Source organism: Lentzea sp. NPDC058450 (assembly GCF_042721395.1).
In the GTDB taxonomy this organism is placed as follows: Bacteria; Actinomycetota; Actinomycetes; order Mycobacteriales; family Pseudonocardiaceae; genus Lentzea.
On the sequence record NZ_JBHXLO010000014.1, the window covers coordinates 112913 to 129216 of the forward strand.

Consider the following 16304-nt stretch of genomic DNA (forward strand, 5'->3'; position numbering starts at 1 on the left):
TCTTGTGGGGTCAGGGAAGCGCGAGCCAGCCGCAGCCCTGGCGCCAGTGGCCGCCCGACTGGAGGTGGCCGACGATGGCGCGCTGCAACGTGGTCTCTTGGGCGAGTGCGGCGAGATCGCCGGTGCCGGGCGGGAGGTGGTAGACGAACTCCAGGACGTCGCTGTCGCAGTCCGGCGTCGGTCCGAACGCCGTCCAGCGCCGTTGGAACCGGACGATGTTCGAGGTCTCCGGCAGGTGGTCGGCGAGCTGCGGGTCGAGCAGCCACGAGCGGCACGTGCCGTGGTCGTAGCGCTCGTCCGGGAAGTGGGCCGCGAAGAACGGCCTGGCCCGGCGGAACGACTCGTCGCACGCCTCCGGTGTCATCGGCCCGTCGCCGGGGATGTGCACCTCGAGGACGGGCGTGCCCTCCTTCGGCCCGCTCTCGCTCTCGGCCCGGTACTCGTCGACGGTGAGGACCGCGCGGTCGAACTGGAGCCTGCCGAGGCGGAAGAGCGTGCCGCGGAAGTGCCGGACGAGCCAGCCCTGCCGGTCGAAACCGCCCTGGTCGTAGTACTTGCGGTAGCTGACCACCTTGGCGCCGAGGTCCTGCACGGTCGCCGCGGTGACGTCGAACGGGATGGCGAGCCTGCGGTGCAGCGCGAGCAGCGACGGCAGCGCGAGCAGGAAGAGGTGGACGTAGAAGTACCGGCCGGCCTCCTCCAGCTCGGCGGGCGCGTTCGGCCAGTCGATCTCCCGGCTGGGGATCGGGTCCGGCGCGTACAGGACCTGGTGGCACCGCAGCAGCGCTTCCCACAGCTCGGGTGTCCTGTTCGGACTCGGCAGCGTCGCCAGCACGGCGTGGTGGTCGGCGTCCGGGACGCCGAGCAACGCGAGCCGCCTGCCGGCCTCGTCCTTCGTCACCGGCTCCAGGTCCGGGACGTCGGCCTCGGGCTGTTTCAGCAGCGCGGCGAGCCAGTCGCCGGTCTCGCTCATGGCGGCACCTGCTTTCGGAGATTCCTTCCCCGAAAAGGGAATGAATATGGCGTGTCTTGCCCTGGTTCGGCACATCATTATGTGTGACCTCCTGCACGTCAATGATTCTTCGCAGGTCACACGAACAGCTGAAGAATGACTACGGTGCGCTCATTCCCCCAGGTCCGAGGCTTGCCGTGCGTGAGGATTCATTCCTTCGAGAGCGGATTCATACCGTTGACTCGGCATTCCCCTCCGCTTTTGAATGGACCGCATGCCCGATCCCGTTCTCCGGCTCGCAGTGGCCGGGGCAGCGCATCCGCACGTCGCCTACGTCCTCGACGAACTCCCTCTCCGCACCGACGTCCGGCTCGTCGGCGTCAGCGATCCCGACCCGTCGCTGGCCCGCTCGCTGGGCGTTCCCACCTACAGCGACCACCGCTCGTTGCTCGCCGCCGAACGGCCTGACGTCGTTGTGGTGGCTGGTGTCTACTCCGAGCGCGGTGCCGTCGTGGCCGACTCGCTGCGCGCCGGCGCCCACGTGCTGGCCGACAAACCCTTGTGCACCAGCCTGTCCGATGTGGACGCGATCCGCCTGGCGGCGGACGAGACCGGACGTGTCGTCTCGTTGCTGCTGGAGAAGCGCGGCTACCCCGAGACGCTGGCCGCGCGATCGTTGCTCTCCGCCGGGACGCTCGGCGCGTTGACGCTGGTGGCGGCCTCGGCGCCGCACAAGCTGAACCGGGACCGGCGGCCGCCGTGGTTCCTCTCCCCGGACACCTACGGCGGCGTGATCGGCGATCTCGCCGTGCACGACATCGACCTGGTGCTGTGGTTGTCGGGTGCCTCGGAGGGCACGGTCAGCGCGGTCGGGGGCCGGTGGCACGGCGCCGTGCTGCTGCGCGCGGGCGACGTGTCGGCGACGATCGAGGTCAGCTGGCTGACCCCGGCCTCCGCTCCCTGGCACGGCGACTACCGGATGCGCCTCACCGGCACGTCCGGGACCGCGGACCTGTCGTGGGCGCGCTCCGAGCTCGTGGTCGAGACGCATGACCGTCCGCTGTGGACTGTCCCGCTCCCCGATCGCGAACGGCCTGCCGCCGCAGCGCTGGACGCCTTCGTGGCCGGCGTGGAACCCCCGATCGGCACGGCGGCGAGCCTGCTGGCGACCCGGATCGCGTTGCTGGCCCAGGACAGCGCGAACAACGAGGGGGTGGTGCACCGATGGGCGGCCTGAGGTTCGCGCTGGTGGGAGCCGGGGTGATCGGCGAGGTGCACGCCCGGCTGATCGCCGCCACCGGCTCGTTGACCGCGGTCGTGGACAACGACCTGGAGCGGGCGCGGCGCCTCACGTCGGCGTTCGGCGGCACCCCGCTGACGTCGCTGACCGAGGCGTTCGACCTGGTCGACGCGGTGAGCGTCTGCCTGCCGAGCGGTGCCCACGCCGACGCCGCCGTGCTCGCGTTGCAGGCGGGCAAGCACGTCGTGATCGAGAAGCCGATCGACATCACGCTGGCCGCGGCGGACCGGATCATCGCCGCGGAACGCGCGTCCGGCCGTACCGCCGCGGTGATCAGCCAGCGCCGGTTCCAGCCGGAAGCCGTTGCGGCACATCGGCTCGTGACCGGCGGTGGCCTGGGCCGGATCACCTCGGGGATCGCCGAGTCGACGTTCTGGCGGCCCCAGTCGTACTACGACGCCAAGCCGTGGCGCGGCACGTGGGTGATGGACGGCGGCGGGGCGTTGATGAACCAGGGCATCCACGCGGTGGACCTGCTGCTGTGGCTGATGGGCGAGCCCGTGGAGGTGCTGGCCCGTGCCGCGTGCCTGGCCCACGACCGGATCGAGGTCGAGGACACCGTCGCCGCCGTGGTGACGTTCGGGAGCGGCGCCCTGGGCACGATCACCGCCACGACCGCCGCCCACCCCGGCCACCCCGTGCGCGTGGCGGTGCACGGCGACCGCTCCAGCGTGGTGATCGGCGAGGGCGACTCCCTCGACGTCGCCCATCTGGCCCAGTACACCGACTTCTTGGAGGCCGTCCAAGACGGCCGTCCCCCGCTGGTGACGACCGCGGACGCGCGCCGAGCACTCGCCGTCGTGCTGGCCGTCTACGAGTCCGCCCGAACCGGCACCCCCGTCGCGCTGAACGGAGACCACTAGTGCGCATCGGCATCATCGGCACCGAGAACAGCCACGTGGACCACATCATCGAGCACCTGGCGGCGGGTCCGTCGCGGGTGGTGGCGATCAGCGGCGGGGACACGCCGCGCAACAGGGCGTTGCAGGCCAAGGGGTCGCTGGACGTGATGGACGGACACGACGATCCGCTGCGCCTGGTGAACGCTCCAGAGGACCTCTTGGGCCTCGTGGACGCGGTGGTCGTGGCCGACCGGCTCGGCGATCTGCACCGCGCGCACGCCGTCCCGTTCCTGCGCGAGGGCCTGCCGGTGTTCGTCGACAAACCCCTGGCCTGCACCGTCGAGGACGCCTCCGCGATCATCGCCGAGGCTGCGGCCCACCACGCCCCGCTGACGTCGTTCTCCGCCCTGCGCTGGCTGCCCGCCGTCGAGGCCCTTGCCTCCGCAGGCCCGTTCCGCCGGGTGACGGCCTCCGGGCCGGTCGACCCGGCCAGCCCGTACGGCGGCATCTTCTTCTACGGCATCCACCCGGTGGACGTGGCTCTGCGGCTGGCACCCGGCCCCGTCCACTCCCATGAGGTGACCCGGCTGCCCGATCGCATCGTCGTGACCGCCGAGGTCGGCAGCACCGAGGTCGAGATCAGCCTGATGCTCGGCGACGCCCCGTTCACCGTCTCCGCCGACTCGGCTCGTCAGGTGCTGGAGCTGGACGAGCACTACTTCGTCCCTGGCCTGGAGGCGTTCCTGACCATGGCCGCCACCGGCACGGCACCCATCGGCCACGACGACCTGCTCCGCCCGATCCAGCTGCTCACCGCCACCGCGAAGGCCATCGCATGATCATCCCCAAGCCCCGGCACCTGACCCGCTCCCCCGGCACCTACCGCCCGTCCGTGATCGCGGCGTCCGGTGACGCCCTCGCCGCGGCCCGGCTCCTCCAGTCCTCAGTGGACCTGCCGCTCTCCCCTGACGGCGACATCGTGCTGGAGGCGTCCGGGGAGGGCGAGGCCTACACGCTCTCGGTGACCGAGTCCGGCATCCACCTGCGCGGCTCCACCGCGGGCCTCTTGCACGCCGTCCAGTCGTTGCGCCAACTGATGTCCCACGGCCCCGACGTCCCGTTGGTGGAGATCCGCGACGAACCCCGCTTCGCCTGGCGAGGCGTCATGCTCGACGTGGCCCGCCACTTCCAGCCGGTGTCGTACCTGCACCGCCTGGTCGACCAGATCGCCCTGTACAAGTTCAACGTCCTGCACCTGCACCTCACCGACGACCAGGGCTGGCGGATGCCGATCGACCGCTACCCGGCCCTGACGTCGACCGGCGCGTGGCGCACCGAGAGCATGATCGGCCCGGCCGGCGGCACCACCTACGACAACACCCCGCACGGCGGCGCCTACACGAAGTCCGAACTGCGCACCCTGGTCTCCTACGCGGCAGCCCGCGGCGTGACCGTGGTCCCGGAGATCGAGATGCCGGGCCACGCCCGAGCCGCCCTGGCCGCCTACCCGCACCTGGGCAACTTCCCGTCGCGCACCCTCCCGGTGTGGACGGGCTGGGGAGTCTCCGAAGCGCTGTTCGGCGTCCAGGACACCACCTTCACCTTCCTGCGCGACGTGCTCACCGAGGTGATGGAGGTGTTCCCGTCCCCGCACATCCACATCGGCGGCGACGAATGCCCCACCGCCGAGTGGCAGACCAGCCCGCAGGCCGCCGACCGCATCGCGTCCGAGGGCCTCCCGGACGCCGCCGCGCTGCACGGCTGGTTCCTGGGGAGGATCAGCGAGTTCCTGGTGTCGCACGGCCGCCACCCGATCTGCTGGGACGACGGCGAGAACCCGCACGGCCTCCCGCCCGAAGCCGCCGTGATGATCTGGCGGGACCCGAAGCACGGCCTGGAAGCCGTCCGCCGGGGCCACCACCTGGTGATGGCCCCGTTCCGCAGCACCTACCTCGACTACCCGCAGTCCACCGGCGACGAACCACCCGGCCAGCCCGCCGCCGTCGTGTCGCTGGAAGACGTCTACCGCAACGACCCGCTGCCGTCCGACTGGGACGACGAGTGCGCGGCGCGGGTGCTCGGCACGCAGGGCCAGCTGTGGACCGAGTTCGTCCGCACCCCCGAACACGCCGAGTACCTGGCGTTCCCGAGGCTGTGCGCACTGGCCGAGTCAGCGTGGTCGACCGACCTCTCCTGGCCGGACTTCCTCGACCGCCTCAGCGCCCACGCGCCGATGCTCGCCGAGATCGCCCCGCACCACCGCCCACTCGACCGGCGGTCCGGCGTCACGCCTTGATGCGGCCCTTGGTCGTCCACATGCGATAGCCCGCGGACACGGCCTCGGCCTCCGAGCGGAACGTCATGTCGCCCTTCATCCGCCGGTAGTAAGGCGAGTCAGGCGTGTGGTAGACCATCGTCTTCGAGTTGCCCTTGACCGGCAACGGTTCCGGCGCCGACTGCTTCGGGCTGGGCTGCTCGGCGATCACCACCTGCTCGGCGGCCGGGCGCGGGGCCGGCAGGGCGAGGCGGGTCTTCGGGCGTTCAGGCTGGAGACGACCTCGCACCGACAGCCACGTCACCAGGACGCCGACCGCGAAGGACACCAGGCACAGCAGGAACATCTGCGAGAACAACCAGAGCACAGGACTCTCCTAACGGACTACGACGTCGACCTGGCGCGTGGCCGGGTCGTACTCGCCGCCGGGGGCGGGACGGGTCTCGATGGCGATCAGCGCGGTGGACACTCCCTGGCCCACCAGGACGTCGCGCACCATCTCGCCGCGCGTCCTGGCCATGACGGGATCGGTGCCGTGGGCCACCAGCGTGATCGACGCGCGGGGTGCGACCAGCAGCATGCGGCCCACGCGCTGGATGAGCACGGTGCCGTGGCCCTCGTAGGCGGTGGTGCCCTGCACGAAGCGGATGGCGCCGTTGCCGTTGACCAGGCGGGAGATCGAGTCGTGCAGCGCCTCGACGTTCAGGTCGCCTGCGGTGGTGGACGGGGCCACCTCGATGCGGTCGGTGACCTGCAGGCCGTTGGCCGCCTGCCGGACGGCGTCGCGGACGGCGGTCCCGCGCTCCTCGTCCGGCACGCGGGCGGCGACCACCACCTGTCCGTTGTGGACGGTCGTGGTCACGTCGGACACCTTGGCGGACAGGGCGGCGGTGACCACCCTGCCGATGACGGCGGGCGGGATCGGCAGGGTGCCGCCGAGTCTCAGCGCGGCGGTGACGCGGTGGCCGTCGGACTGCACGGCTTCGATGAGCGCGCGGCGTTCGGCGTCGTCCGCGACCGCGCCGGACACCAGGATCTCGCCGCCGCGCACGGCCACGAGGAGCTGTTCCGGTTCGGCCTGCCGCACGTCCGCGCTGCCGACGCCGGAGACGTCGGACACCACGGCGCGCACGGCGTCGACCGACCGCGGCGACACCTCGCTGACCACGACGGACCGGCCCTCCACGGCGACAACGCCGTGGTAGCCGGCCTTTCCGAGCGCCGCACGCACTTCCGCGTGCAGGTCCCGCTCGATGCCACCGCCGTAGACGAACACGCCGGTGGCGGCGAGCAACGCGGGCACGAGGAGCCCGCCAATCCAAACCGCGTGAGGCAAACGCACGGCGAACTGGCTACCGAACCTCGGACGCGGAAATCCAGCTCGTTCAGCCTTTCGGGCGGAACCTCACCCGGTCAGGTGGCCGGGTGAGGTCCGCATCGGTTCAGTCCACCACGGTCCGCGTCCGGCGCCACGCGATCACGATCAACGCGATCAGGCCGAAGAGCGGGATCGTGCTGACCGCCCACGACAGGCCCATCGGCGGGCCGGGCTGTTCCATCACCTGGAGGTTCTTCAGCTCACCGGTGCCGGGTCCGGCCGGACCGTCGACGTCGAACTTCATCGACCAGCTGCCCTGCTCGGGCAGTGCGAAGATGTCGAGCCCCCACACCTCGCGCTTGCGGGGGTGCCGCGCGAGCGGGCTGTCGTCGGCCTCCACGCCCTCCCGGAACAGGGTGAGCGTGCCCTTCTTGCCGTCGATCCCGTTCTCCGGCGCGAAGGTGAAGTCCAGCGACTGCATGGCCTTCACCGGCCACGTGCTGAAGCCGATCGTCAGGTCGTACGGTCCGGCCTGCACCTTCTCCGTGTGCACCACGTTGACCGGTTCGAACGCGAGGGCCGGGGAAGCCAGCCCGAACAGCAGCGCGGCCGTGCCCGCGAGTGCCAGCAGAGTCTTACGCATGGCGGTTTTCCTTTGCTGGTGCGAGGTGACGGAGCATGTGGCCGAACCGCCTGCCGAGCATCCCGGCCAGCGCGCCGAACACCGCGCCCGCGACGACGGTGGCGATGTAGCGCTCGGCGGCCGGGAACCCGGCGCCGTAGGTGATCATCCGCTGCACCGGCGCCAGCGCCGTGATGATCACGCCGCCGACGACGCCCACGATCCACGCCGGCACACCGCGCAGCAGTTCCACCGCGACCGCGACCAGCAGCAGGCTCATCGGGATCATGTTCGGCAGGCCGGGAACGCCGTCGACGTAGTCGCGCAACGGCAGGCCCGTGGCGTCGGCGTAGAGCTCGGTCGCCCACGGCGAGAACCACCAGAACACCGCCTGGAGCACGGCCACCACGACACCGACGGCGAGCGCGCCGCCGCGCCGGTTGAGCACGTAGGCGCCCATGAACAGGATCATCACCGAGAAGAACGCGCTGCCGGCGCTGACCGTGTTGACCGGGCCGCCCGGCAACGCGCGCAGGCCGAGCACGGTCACCATGCTGAACGCGAGCAGCGTGCCCGCCGCGCCGGCGACGCCGTAGACGCCCCAGCCCTGGTCACGGGCGACCGCGAAGATCATGACCGCGCCGACCATGGTGATCGAGATCGACAGCAGCAGGCCGATGTGCGGCGGCGAGTCGATCACCGCGTCGAACCCGTACAGGCCGTGCCACCACTGGTCCCACAAGCCGTAGACGAGGAACAGCGCGGCGCCGATGCCGGAGACCAGGTAGCCGACGGGAGCGGAGAACGTCCGGCCGAAGACGCCGACCGCCCGTCCGCCGACGAGCGGGTCGATCTCCTTGGAGCGCTTGGCGTTCGCGGTCGTCAGCAGCACGACGGCGAGGCTCGCCAGGCCGGAGATCGCGCTGCCCGCGTACAGGAACAGGTGCGGCATCGTGAAGAACGTGTCCGGGCCGACGTCGCTGTGCCACTGGATGTCCCAGGTCAGGCCGATCAACGAGAGCAGGGTGCCGCCGAGCACGACGCTCGCCGGGACCAGCCCCCTCGGCACGGCCCGCGACGTCGACGCCGAGGTCGCCGCGGTGATGTCCGCTGTGGTCAAGGTTCTTCCTCCCCCTTCAGGTGAGCAGCAGCGGGATGACGACCCGCTCGCCGCGCAGTGACACGGTGATTTCCCATTGGCCCGGCATGGTGAGGTCGACGCCCGCGACCCGGTACCGGCCGGGTGCCTGCGCCGCCGCCGTGAGCGGGGCGAGCGCGTGGCCCATCTGCGGCATCGCCGGCTCGACCGTGACGTCGCCGTCGGCGGCGTTGCCGGAACGATCGGTGATGCGCAGGTCGAACGCGTTGCTGCCGGACCTGGTGCTGTCCGGGGTGAGCTCGAACCTCAGTCCGGTGCTCTCGGCGAGGTGCGGCTGTGCTTCGACGGTGCGCGGCCACAGCACCACCACTGCCGCGACCAAGGCGAGCACGCCCGCGACGATCGCCACAACTGAACGCTTCACTTCACAGCCGCCTTCCCCGCAGGAACGTCGACGGTCCTTGGCACGGTGACGACCGAGTAGTCGCGTTCGACCTGGATCCACACGAGGTACCTGCCCGGCAACGGGAACGAGTAGGTGAACGGCACGTCCGGCCCGTACGCGGCGACGCTCTCGTCCGGCTTGTCCGGCAGGCCCGGCGTCGGCGGGAGCATCGAGTGCACGTGCGCCCAGATCGGCGCGGTGACGGGACCGTCGGTGATCGGGCCGACGACGATCATGTGGCCCTGCATGCCCAGCCACGGCTGGAGGTCGCGCTCGCCGAACTTCGCGGTGATCGTGCTCGGCCGGCCGGCCTCGCGGATCTCCATCGCAGTATCGGCCTTCCCGTCGTGCTCCACAGCAACACCGGCACCGGCAACGTCCACACTGGACCGCAGCAGCTGCACTCCCCCGCCACGACGGGCGATCTCCGCGGCGATCGCGTGCACGCCCTGTTCGGGGTCGCGCAACCGGGCCCGGTACTCGCCGGGTGCCGTGCGGACCGGATGTAGGTGCCGCAGGTGCCCGGACGGCGACACCACCACGAGGTGGATGAACGCGCTGTCGTGCACCAGCAGGTCGTCGACCGGCCGCCCGGACGAGCCGTCGGTCAGGCTCAGCACCAGGTCCCGGCCGTCCATCCGCGGCACCAGGTTCACCGGCGACCGCGAGAAGTCCACAACGGACGTTCGCTCGTAGGGGTTCATCACGCTGTCGTAGGTCGGGTCCAGTTGGGCGCCGGGCGCCGCGACCGGCGGGATGCTCGGCGAGAGCAACGCCGCCGTCACCCCGACCGCGATCGCCGCGACCATCCCCGCCGCCGGCACGAGCGCGAACCCGGGCCTGCCCAGCACGGCCAGCAGGAGCGCCGCCAGCAGCAACAAGCCCGCCGCGATGAACCCGCCGTAGGTCGCGTTCTCCCACGGCGACGGCACCAGCGCGGGCACGACGAACGGGATCGTCGCCTCGTCGACCGCGAGCTCCCACGGTCCGGGCCGGTCCACGTACAACCGACCGGAGTAGAACCCCGGCGTAGCACCGAGAACCACCTTGGTGTCACTGGACTGCGCACCGGCCGAGCGCAACGTCAGGGACAGCTCGCCCGCCGGTGTCCCGGCGTGCGTCACGACGTCCACGTGCACCGGCCCCGGCACCTCCGCGACCCGGCGGATGATCACCGTGAGGTCGCGGTCCCCGAGGCTCTGCGCGACGTGGACGTCGGCGCCAGACTGGGCGCCGTCGGCCAGTGCGGGGGCCGCGATCGAGAGGATCGCCCCCAGCACGAGCAGCAAGGTCACAACACGTCGTTTCATCGCGACCGAACGTAGCGATCATGCGAGGCCCGGCGCGTCACTGCCGAGACGGAAATCAGGTCCCCCGCACGGGGGATCTCCGACCCCTGCGAAGCGGGAGGTTCTCAGGGACGCGATGGGGCAGGATCAAGCCCGATGGATCTGATCAAGCTGCCCCTCAAGCACCAGTCGTGGCTGGTCGCCGCCGTGTGCATGGCCGTCGACGGCGGTCTCGTGCTGCTCGACGGCGAACCGCCGGCGCAAACCGCGGTCGTACTTCTGATGACGCTCGCCGTGGACGCGATGCTCGCCGGACCCGCGCGCCTGTCCCTGTGGGTGGCCGTGGCGCAGGCGGCGGTCCCGGTGATCGTCCTGCTCTCCTGGTTCAACGGCGCCGACTCCAACGACGCCGGCCTGCTGATCGCCGGGTACCGCGCGGGAGCCTGGTTGCGCGGGGCGCCCGCGTGGGCGTCGCTCGGCGCGCTCTCCGCGAGCCTCGTGGCCGTGGTGCTCGTCAACGACCACGGCCCGCTGTTCGCCCTGCTCGTCGCGGGCAAGGGCGCGCTGCTGCCGTGGCTCGTCGGCCGCTACACCACGGCCCGGCGCGCGTACCTCGCCGAACTCGAGAAGCAGTCGGCGATGGCGGAGAAGGACGCGAAGGCGGCTGTCACCAAAGCCGTGACCGAGGAACGCGGCGCGATAGCCCGCGACCTGCACGACGTGATCATCCACCACGTGAGCGCGATCAACCTGCACGCCGGCGCCGCCCGGCTCGGCACCCCTGAGGGCAACCCGAAGCTGATGACGTCGTTGCGCGCGGTCGAGACGTCCAGCCGCGCGGCCATGGTCGACCTGCGGCACCTCCTGGACCTGTTGCACGGCGACAAGTCCGAGGGCGCGCGGCAGCCCGGCCTGGACAACATCGACGAGCTGCTCGACGGCATCCGCGCGGCGGGCACCCCGGCGCGGCTGGAGGTGCGCGGGCAACGGCGGGACGTGCCGGAGTCGTTGGACATCACGGTCTACCGGATCATCCAGGAGATGCTGACCAACGCGCTGCGGCACGGCGACTCGTCCGGCGTGACCGTGACGCTGGACTACGAGCCGGACTCGCTGATCGTGTCCGCGCAGAACGTGGCCGGGCCCGGCGACGACTCGGGGTCGGTGCGGCGCGGGCTCGTCGGCATCCGCAACCGCGCGGGCATGTTCGACGGCACGACCCGGTCCGGACTCGAGGCGGACGGCCGCACCTGGCGCACGATCGTCACGTTCCCCCTGGAGGCGTCATGACGCTGTCGGTGCTGCTCGCCGACGACCACGCGATGCTGCGGTCCGGCATGCGCGCGATCTTCGACACGCAGGACGACCTCCAGTGCGTCGCCGAGGTCGCGGACGGCCACGCGGCGGTGGCCGAGGTGGCCCGGCTGCGCCCGGACGTCGCGGTGCTCGACATCCGGATGCCGAAGCTCGACGGACTCGGTGCCACGGAACGGATTCTCGCCGATCCCGGCAACCGCACGAAGGTCCTACTGCTCACCACGTACGACACCGACGAGTACGTCTACCGGGCACTGAAAGCGGGGGCCAGCGGGTTCCTGCTGAAGTCGTTGCCGCCGGAGGAGCTGATCTCGGCGGTGCGGGTGGCGGCGCGCGGGGACGCGTTGATCGACCCGTCCGTCACGCAACGGCTGATCGCGCGCTTCGCGGTCAGCCTCGCCCCTCCCCCGACGCCGCCCGAGCTGGAGCTGCTGACCGCGCGCGAACGCGAGGTGCTCCAGCTCGTCGCGGCGGCGTACAGCAACGCCGAGATCGCCGCCCGGCTGCACGTCGGGGACGAGACGGTCAAGACGCACGTGTCCCGCGTGCTGGCGAAGCTCGGCCTGCGGGACCGGGTGCACGCCGTGGCGTACGCGCACATGAACGGGCTGGTGCAGAACCGCTGAGCCGCGGGGACCCCTCGTCGTACCCCGCGGCTCAGCTCTCCCAGACCACCGGCGACTTGCCGTAGTCGCCGCGGTTGTACTCGCCGGCCGTGACCGCGAGACCGTCCGGTGCCGCGGTCAGCACGCAGGTCTCGTAGGTCTCGCCGGCCGTCTTGAACGTCCTGGGGGCGCTGGTGGAGTCGCACTTCGGGGTGTCACCGCTGATGATCACGCCGGTGCCCTTGCCGTCGGTGCCGAGGCCGCGCAACGAGACCGAGGTGTAGCTGAGGTCCGTGCCGCTGAGGTTCTCGACCTTGACGCGCAGGTAGAACGGCGTGACGTTCTTGGCCTTGTCGCCGAACTTCGCCAGGTCCTCCTTGGCACCGGCCTCGATGGCGGTGAGCGTGACGGCGATCGTGCCGGTCTTGTCCCCGGAGGCCATCGGGAGGACGGCGCGGGCGCCGACCTTGAGCTTGGTGCCGGGGGCGGTGATGTCGCCGCCCGCCGCGACCGGGGTGTCCTTCTTCGAGGTGCTGGTCGGAGTCGTCGGGCTCTCGGACGTCGTTTCGGCTGTCGTGTCCGTTGCGGCGACGGGTGATCCGGTGGTCTCCGAACCGCAGGCCGTCAGCAGCAGGCCTGCTGTCGCGACGGCGGCGAGGAACAGGGGGCCACGGGCGTGCGTCACTGGTGGAACTCCATCCGGCTGCGGAACCTGGGGATGCCCAGGAGGCTAGGCCGGATGCCGCAACGCCGGTATCGGTCGTTCACACCACAGGGTTGGGCCAGCGCGGCGCTAGAGGTCGTCGAGACCGATCAGGCCGTCCTGGATCGCCCTCGCCACCAGTGCCGCCTTCGTCGGGGCCTGCCTGCCGATCGCCGCGTACTTGACCCGGATCCGCTCCAGGTGGGAGTTGACCGTGCTGAGCGTGATGTTCAGGCGTTGCGCCACGAACTCCTTCGACTCCGACTGGAACCACTCGACCAGGACCTCGGTCTCGCGCGGGGACAACGCGGGCCGCGTCTCGGACCGGTCTCCCGCCAGCGCGCCCGCGAGTGCTGGGGGCGTGTACGACTGGCCTTCCGCGGCTGCCTTGACCGCCTGCACGAGGTGGTCGGCGCCCTCGGCCTTGGTCAGGTAACTGAGCGCGCCGATCTCCAGGCACAGCAACGCGATCTCGTCGTCGGAGCGCATCGAGTAGACGATGACCTTGCGGCCGTCCTCGACGAGCTTGCGCAGTTCCGCGGTGGCCGGGGTGACGCTCTTGAGGTGCAGGTCGAGCACGACGACGTCCGCGGTGGCGCCGGGGCCCTGCCACGCCACCTCGGGTTCCTCGCCGGACGCCACGAGGTCGATGTCCGCTGTGGACAGCCAGTGCGCGACGCCCGCCCGCACCACGGGGTGGTCGTCGACCAGGACCGCCGTCACGCCGTCCGCCATCGCGCCTCGCTCCTCACCAGTCCGCTGTGGACACTCGTCTCGACCGTGACCCGTTCCGGCCTGGCCGCTTCCGGTGGGGTGTGCGGGGCGTCCGCCACGACGGCCACGCGCACCTCGGTCGCGGTCCGCAACAGACTCACCTTCGCACGCCCCTGCGCGACGGCCAGTGCCTGGGCCATCGGCGCGACCAGTTCTCTCCGGATCTCCGTCGGCACCGGGGTGGCCGTGCCGCTGACCGCGAGCTGGACCACGACACCTCGCCGTTCGGCCACGTCCACGCACGCCGTGAGCTCGTGCAGCAACGGGTCGGGCACGTCGTCGTTCTCCGCGAACAACCGGCGCAACTGCACCGCGGCCACCGAGCACCGGAGCCTGGTCGCCGGATCCTCGACGCCGGCCCGTTCGTCGGCGAGGTCCGCCAGCAACGGCAGCAACGCGCCCAGCTGCCCCTCGAACCCGGCGCGCAGGTCCTGTTCCCGCCGGCGGGCCAGCTCCGCACGGGTGCGGGCGGCGTCGTGCTCCGCCGCGGCCTCGGCGGCGAGCCGGGCGTCGCGGTGCAGCACGCGGGTGATCACCAGCACGCCGAGCTGGAAGCTGGTGCCGCTGAGGATCACCACCCCGGCCGTGCCGACGTCGCCGTTCCCGTCGTGCGCGAACCACGCGACGCTGAAGCAGAGGTGCGCGGTCAGGGCCGCGACCAGGGCGGCCGGGCGTTCGACGAGGACGAGCAGCAGGTACCAGCCGACCAGCCCGAAGCCCCAGTCCGCCGGGCCGAACGACGCTCCTGGCGGGAGGGCCGTGGTGGCGAGGACCGAGGCGGCCAGGGGTGCGCCGGCCAGCCAGGTGGGGACGGTCGGGAGGCCGGCGACGACGTAGGCGCCGACGGTGGCGAGGACGGCGGTGAGCAGGACGTAGGCGACCCAGGAGGCTGGGCCGTGGGGATGGTCGATGAGCTGGGGCAGCATGAGGACGAGCTGGATCGCGAGGACCACGACGAGCAGGACTCGCCGCGTGATGGTGAGCACCGCGTCGTCAGCCACGCCGCCACCCGCGGGCTCGCCGCCGGTCACTCCCACGAGCAGCCGACCGGTCGCTCCCACCGCATCGCTGCCCCTGCCGTCAGCCACGCGGCCACTCCAACCGCACGCTCGTCCCCCGCCCCGGCGCCGAGTCGACCACGGCCGTCCCGCCCACCGCCGCCATCCGCCCGACCACCGACCCCGTCAACCCCCGCCGGTGTTCCGGCACGTCAGCGGGCTCGAACCCGTGTCCCTCGTCCGCCACGACCACCACCCCCGGCGACACCACGAGGTCCGCCCGCCCGGTCCCCGCGTGCCGCTCGACGTTGGTCAGCAGCTCCCGCACCGCCCGCACCAACGCGAGCGCCACCCCGGCCGGCACCGGCACGACCGAGGCCTCCACCCGCACCTCGACCCCGGAGTCCCGCGCCACCGCCGACAGCGCGGCCCCCAGGTCGACGGTCCCCGGCACGTCCCGTTCGGCCAGCACCACCAGGTCCCGCCGGGCCTGCGCGGCCACCTCGCCCGGGTCACCGCCGTGCGCCGCCATCAGGAACGTCGACGCGGCCGTGTCGTGCAGCAACGCCAGGTACTCGCGCTCCCGTCGTCCCTGGTCCAGGGCGACCGCGGCGGCCCGGCTCTGCGACGCGGCCCGTTCCCGCAGCGCGTCGACCCGCCTGCTCGACCGGCGCAGCAACTCGTAGGCGAGGCGCGCGAGCACCGACTCCAGGATCGCGCGCACCAGCACGCCCGGCCCGGTCGTCACCACCTGGACGGCGAGCAACGCGACCGTCGCGGGCACGGTGACCTTGAGCGGCCACTGCCACTGCCAGGTGATCAGCGTGGTGGTGAGGACGGTCAGCACCCACTGGTCGGCGTCCGCGCCCAGCAGCACCGACAGCACCACGACCCGCAGGAACGCCACCGGCAGCGCCACGCGGGGCAGCCGGAAGTCGGCGACCGTGCTCAGAGCGACCACCGCGAACAGGCCCCAGCCCAGGGCCGAGTTGAGCGAGAACGCGCCGAAGAGGCTGATCAGCGCGACGCCCGCGCCGCGAACAGGCCCCGCGAGACGCGACACGGTCGCAAGCAGTCTCGCCTCCAGCACGCTCGCATTCTGCACATATCGTCCACGTATACAAAAACGCGTACGCCCCGGCAACGCGCGCGCGGCTTCAGTGAAGGCTTCACGACCGGAACTGGAGAGAGCGTGCTCAACACCTGGCAGGAGTGGGTCGGAACGGAGACCGGGGTGGTGCTCCTCTCCGCGATGGCGCTGCCGGTCGCCGTGCTGACGGTGCCGTTCCTGGCGCTGTACCGGAAGCACCGCGAGACCCGGCACCCGTGGCGGACGGCGCTGGCCGACGTCGGGATGGTCTACGGGACGGTGCCGTGGGTCTGGATCATCATGCTGCCGGGCGCGGAGCCGGGAACGGCCGGCGAACTGAGCCTCGTGCCGTTCGCGGACATCGCCGACCTCGTCGCGCACGGCGACAAGGGCCAGATCATCGGCAACATGCTGGTGTTCGCCGCGCTGGGATGCTTCGCGCCGCTGCGGTTCGCCGCGATCAGGTCGGTGTGGCGGGTGTTCCTGCTCGGGGCGGCCTGCTCGGCGTCCCTGGAGGTGCTGCAGTTCGTGCTGATGCTCGACCGGGTGTCCTCTGTGGACGACGTGCTGCTCAACGCGACGGGCGCAGCGCTCGCCTCCGTGCTGTCCCTGTTCTGGTGGCGGGCGAACGCCGAGGAACGGCACCTGGTCGCGGTCTAGATATGCCGGCGATAT

18 protein-coding genes are annotated in these 16304 nt (G+C 71.5%); 7 read left to right on the top strand and 11 right to left on the bottom strand.

Going from position 1 to position 16304, the window contains the following annotated elements; genetic code table 11:
* Nucleotides 1–10: 10 nt before the first annotated feature.
* Nucleotides 11–973 (bottom strand): acyltransferase domain-containing protein, encoded by a 963-nt coding sequence (locus ACFWNN_RS22525; RefSeq protein ID WP_382441878.1) that lies wholly within the window; start codon nucleotides 971–973, stop codon nucleotides 11–13.
* A 253-nt stretch (nucleotides 974–1226) separates the two neighbouring features.
* Between ACFWNN_RS22525 and ACFWNN_RS22530 the strand changes: the two genes are divergently transcribed.
* From ACFWNN_RS22530 to ACFWNN_RS22545, 4 genes are read left to right on the top strand one after another with little or no spacing between them, the layout of a single operon-like run.
* Complete coding sequence (locus ACFWNN_RS22530) at nucleotides 1227–2189, top strand: Gfo/Idh/MocA family protein (RefSeq protein WP_382441879.1); 963 nt, start codon at nucleotides 1227–1229, stop codon at nucleotides 2187–2189.
* Nucleotides 2177–3115 carry a Gfo/Idh/MocA family protein gene (locus tag ACFWNN_RS22535; RefSeq protein ID WP_382441880.1) on the top strand — a complete coding sequence of 313 codons (939 nt, stop codon included), beginning with the start codon at nucleotides 2177–2179 and terminating at the stop codon, nucleotides 3113–3115. Before ACFWNN_RS22530 ends, ACFWNN_RS22535 begins: the two co-directional genes overlap by 13 nt.
* A complete protein-coding gene (locus tag ACFWNN_RS22540) occupies nucleotides 3115–3933 on the top strand; it encodes a Gfo/Idh/MocA family oxidoreductase (protein WP_382441881.1) in 819 nt (272 codons plus the stop codon). The genes ACFWNN_RS22535 and ACFWNN_RS22540 overlap by 1 nt, the downstream gene beginning before the upstream one ends.
* Entirely contained in the window at nucleotides 3930–5390 is a 1461-nt protein-coding gene (locus tag ACFWNN_RS22545; RefSeq protein WP_382441882.1) for a beta-N-acetylhexosaminidase, read from the top strand. Before ACFWNN_RS22540 ends, ACFWNN_RS22545 begins: the two co-directional genes overlap by 4 nt.
* On the opposite strand, the gene ACFWNN_RS22550 is transcribed toward ACFWNN_RS22545, so the two are convergent.
* The 6 genes from ACFWNN_RS22550 to ACFWNN_RS22575 all read right to left on the bottom strand — a co-directional run bounded on the left by ACFWNN_RS22550 (nucleotide 5380) and on the right by ACFWNN_RS22575 (nucleotide 10163).
* Nucleotides 5380–5736, bottom strand: coding sequence for a hypothetical protein (locus tag ACFWNN_RS22550; RefSeq protein WP_382441883.1), 357 nt, complete (start codon nucleotides 5734–5736; stop codon nucleotides 5380–5382). The two genes, ACFWNN_RS22545 and ACFWNN_RS22550, sit on opposite strands and share 11 nt — an antisense overlap.
* Nucleotides 5737–5745: 9 nt before the next feature.
* On the bottom strand, nucleotides 5746–6672 hold the full coding sequence (locus tag ACFWNN_RS22555) for a hypothetical protein (RefSeq protein WP_382441884.1): 927 nt from the start codon (nucleotides 6670–6672) through the stop codon (nucleotides 5746–5748).
* 139 nt (nucleotides 6673–6811) lie between these two features.
* Nucleotides 6812–7330, bottom strand: coding sequence for a hypothetical protein (locus ACFWNN_RS22560; RefSeq protein ID WP_382441885.1), 519 nt, complete (start codon nucleotides 7328–7330; stop codon nucleotides 6812–6814).
* The gene (locus ACFWNN_RS22565) at nucleotides 7323–8429 is read right to left on the bottom strand and encodes a hypothetical protein (RefSeq protein WP_382441886.1); all 1107 of its coding nucleotides are present in this window, start codon (nucleotides 8427–8429) and stop codon (nucleotides 7323–7325) included. The genes ACFWNN_RS22560 and ACFWNN_RS22565 overlap by 8 nt, the downstream gene beginning before the upstream one ends.
* A gap of 16 nt (nucleotides 8430–8445) precedes the next feature.
* Nucleotides 8446–8832, bottom strand: a complete 387-nt coding sequence (locus ACFWNN_RS22570) for a FixH family protein (protein ID WP_382441887.1) — start codon at nucleotides 8830–8832, stop codon at nucleotides 8446–8448.
* Complete coding sequence (locus ACFWNN_RS22575) at nucleotides 8829–10163, bottom strand: hypothetical protein (RefSeq protein WP_382441888.1); 1335 nt, start codon at nucleotides 10161–10163, stop codon at nucleotides 8829–8831. The genes ACFWNN_RS22570 and ACFWNN_RS22575 overlap by 4 nt, the downstream gene beginning before the upstream one ends.
* Before the next feature lie 135 nt (nucleotides 10164–10298).
* Between ACFWNN_RS22575 and ACFWNN_RS22580 the strand changes: the two genes are divergently transcribed.
* Together ACFWNN_RS22580 and ACFWNN_RS22585 are read left to right on the top strand one after the other, a co-directional pair.
* The gene (locus ACFWNN_RS22580; protein ID WP_382441889.1) at nucleotides 10299–11432 is read left to right on the top strand and encodes a sensor histidine kinase; all 1134 of its coding nucleotides are present in this window, start codon (nucleotides 10299–10301) and stop codon (nucleotides 11430–11432) included.
* Nucleotides 11429–12085, top strand: coding sequence for a response regulator (locus tag ACFWNN_RS22585; protein WP_382441890.1), 657 nt, complete (start codon nucleotides 11429–11431; stop codon nucleotides 12083–12085). The genes ACFWNN_RS22580 and ACFWNN_RS22585 overlap by 4 nt, the downstream gene beginning before the upstream one ends.
* 31 nt (nucleotides 12086–12116) lie before the next feature.
* Here the strand turns inward: ACFWNN_RS22585 and ACFWNN_RS22590 are convergent, their stop codons facing one another.
* The 4 genes from ACFWNN_RS22590 to ACFWNN_RS22605 form a co-directional block, all read right to left on the bottom strand.
* A complete protein-coding gene (locus ACFWNN_RS22590) occupies nucleotides 12117–12749 on the bottom strand; it encodes a hypothetical protein (protein ID WP_382441891.1) in 633 nt (210 codons plus the stop codon).
* A gap of 108 nt (nucleotides 12750–12857) precedes the next feature.
* Nucleotides 12858–13502, bottom strand: coding sequence for a response regulator (locus ACFWNN_RS22595; protein WP_382441892.1), 645 nt, complete (start codon nucleotides 13500–13502; stop codon nucleotides 12858–12860).
* Nucleotides 13487–14629 carry a hypothetical protein gene (locus ACFWNN_RS22600; RefSeq protein WP_382441893.1) on the bottom strand — a complete coding sequence of 381 codons (1143 nt, stop codon included), beginning with the start codon at nucleotides 14627–14629 and terminating at the stop codon, nucleotides 13487–13489. The genes ACFWNN_RS22595 and ACFWNN_RS22600 overlap by 16 nt, the downstream gene beginning before the upstream one ends.
* On the bottom strand, nucleotides 14622–15629 hold the full coding sequence (locus ACFWNN_RS22605; RefSeq protein ID WP_382441894.1) for a sensor histidine kinase: 1008 nt from the start codon (nucleotides 15627–15629) through the stop codon (nucleotides 14622–14624). Before ACFWNN_RS22605 ends, ACFWNN_RS22600 begins: the two co-directional genes overlap by 8 nt.
* A gap of 102 nt (nucleotides 15630–15731) precedes the next feature.
* Between ACFWNN_RS22605 and ACFWNN_RS22610 the strand changes: the two genes are divergently transcribed.
* Nucleotides 15732–16289: a VanZ family protein gene (locus tag ACFWNN_RS22610; RefSeq protein WP_382441895.1), complete on the top strand. Its 558-nt coding sequence runs from the start codon at nucleotides 15732–15734 to the stop codon at nucleotides 16287–16289.
* Nucleotides 16290–16304: the final 15 nt, after the last annotated feature.

What these genes read in the sequence shown, in the direction of transcription:
- ACFWNN_RS22545 (WP_382441882.1), top strand. Translation starts at nt 3,930, where the DNA reads ATGATCATCCCCAAGCCCCGGCACCTGACCCGCTCCCCCGGCACCTAC.
- ACFWNN_RS22525 (WP_382441878.1), bottom strand. Translation starts at nt 973, where the DNA reads ATGAGCGAGACCGGCGACTGGCTCGCCGCGCTGCTGAAACAGCCCGAG.
- ACFWNN_RS22560 (WP_382441885.1), bottom strand. Translation starts at nt 7,330, where the DNA reads ATGCGTAAGACTCTGCTGGCACTCGCGGGCACGGCCGCGCTGCTGTTC.
- ACFWNN_RS22535 (WP_382441880.1), top strand. Translation starts at nt 2,177, where the DNA reads ATGGGCGGCCTGAGGTTCGCGCTGGTGGGAGCCGGGGTGATCGGCGAG.
- ACFWNN_RS22530 (WP_382441879.1), top strand. Translation starts at nt 1,227, where the DNA reads ATGCCCGATCCCGTTCTCCGGCTCGCAGTGGCCGGGGCAGCGCATCCG.
- ACFWNN_RS22585 (WP_382441890.1), top strand. Translation starts at nt 11,429, where the DNA reads ATGACGCTGTCGGTGCTGCTCGCCGACGACCACGCGATGCTGCGGTCC.
- ACFWNN_RS22575 (WP_382441888.1), bottom strand. Translation starts at nt 10,163, where the DNA reads ATGAAACGACGTGTTGTGACCTTGCTGCTCGTGCTGGGGGCGATCCTC.
- ACFWNN_RS22580 (WP_382441889.1), top strand. Translation starts at nt 10,299, where the DNA reads ATGGATCTGATCAAGCTGCCCCTCAAGCACCAGTCGTGGCTGGTCGCC.
- ACFWNN_RS22595 (WP_382441892.1), bottom strand. Translation starts at nt 13,502, where the DNA reads ATGGCGGACGGCGTGACGGCGGTCCTGGTCGACGACCACCCCGTGGTG.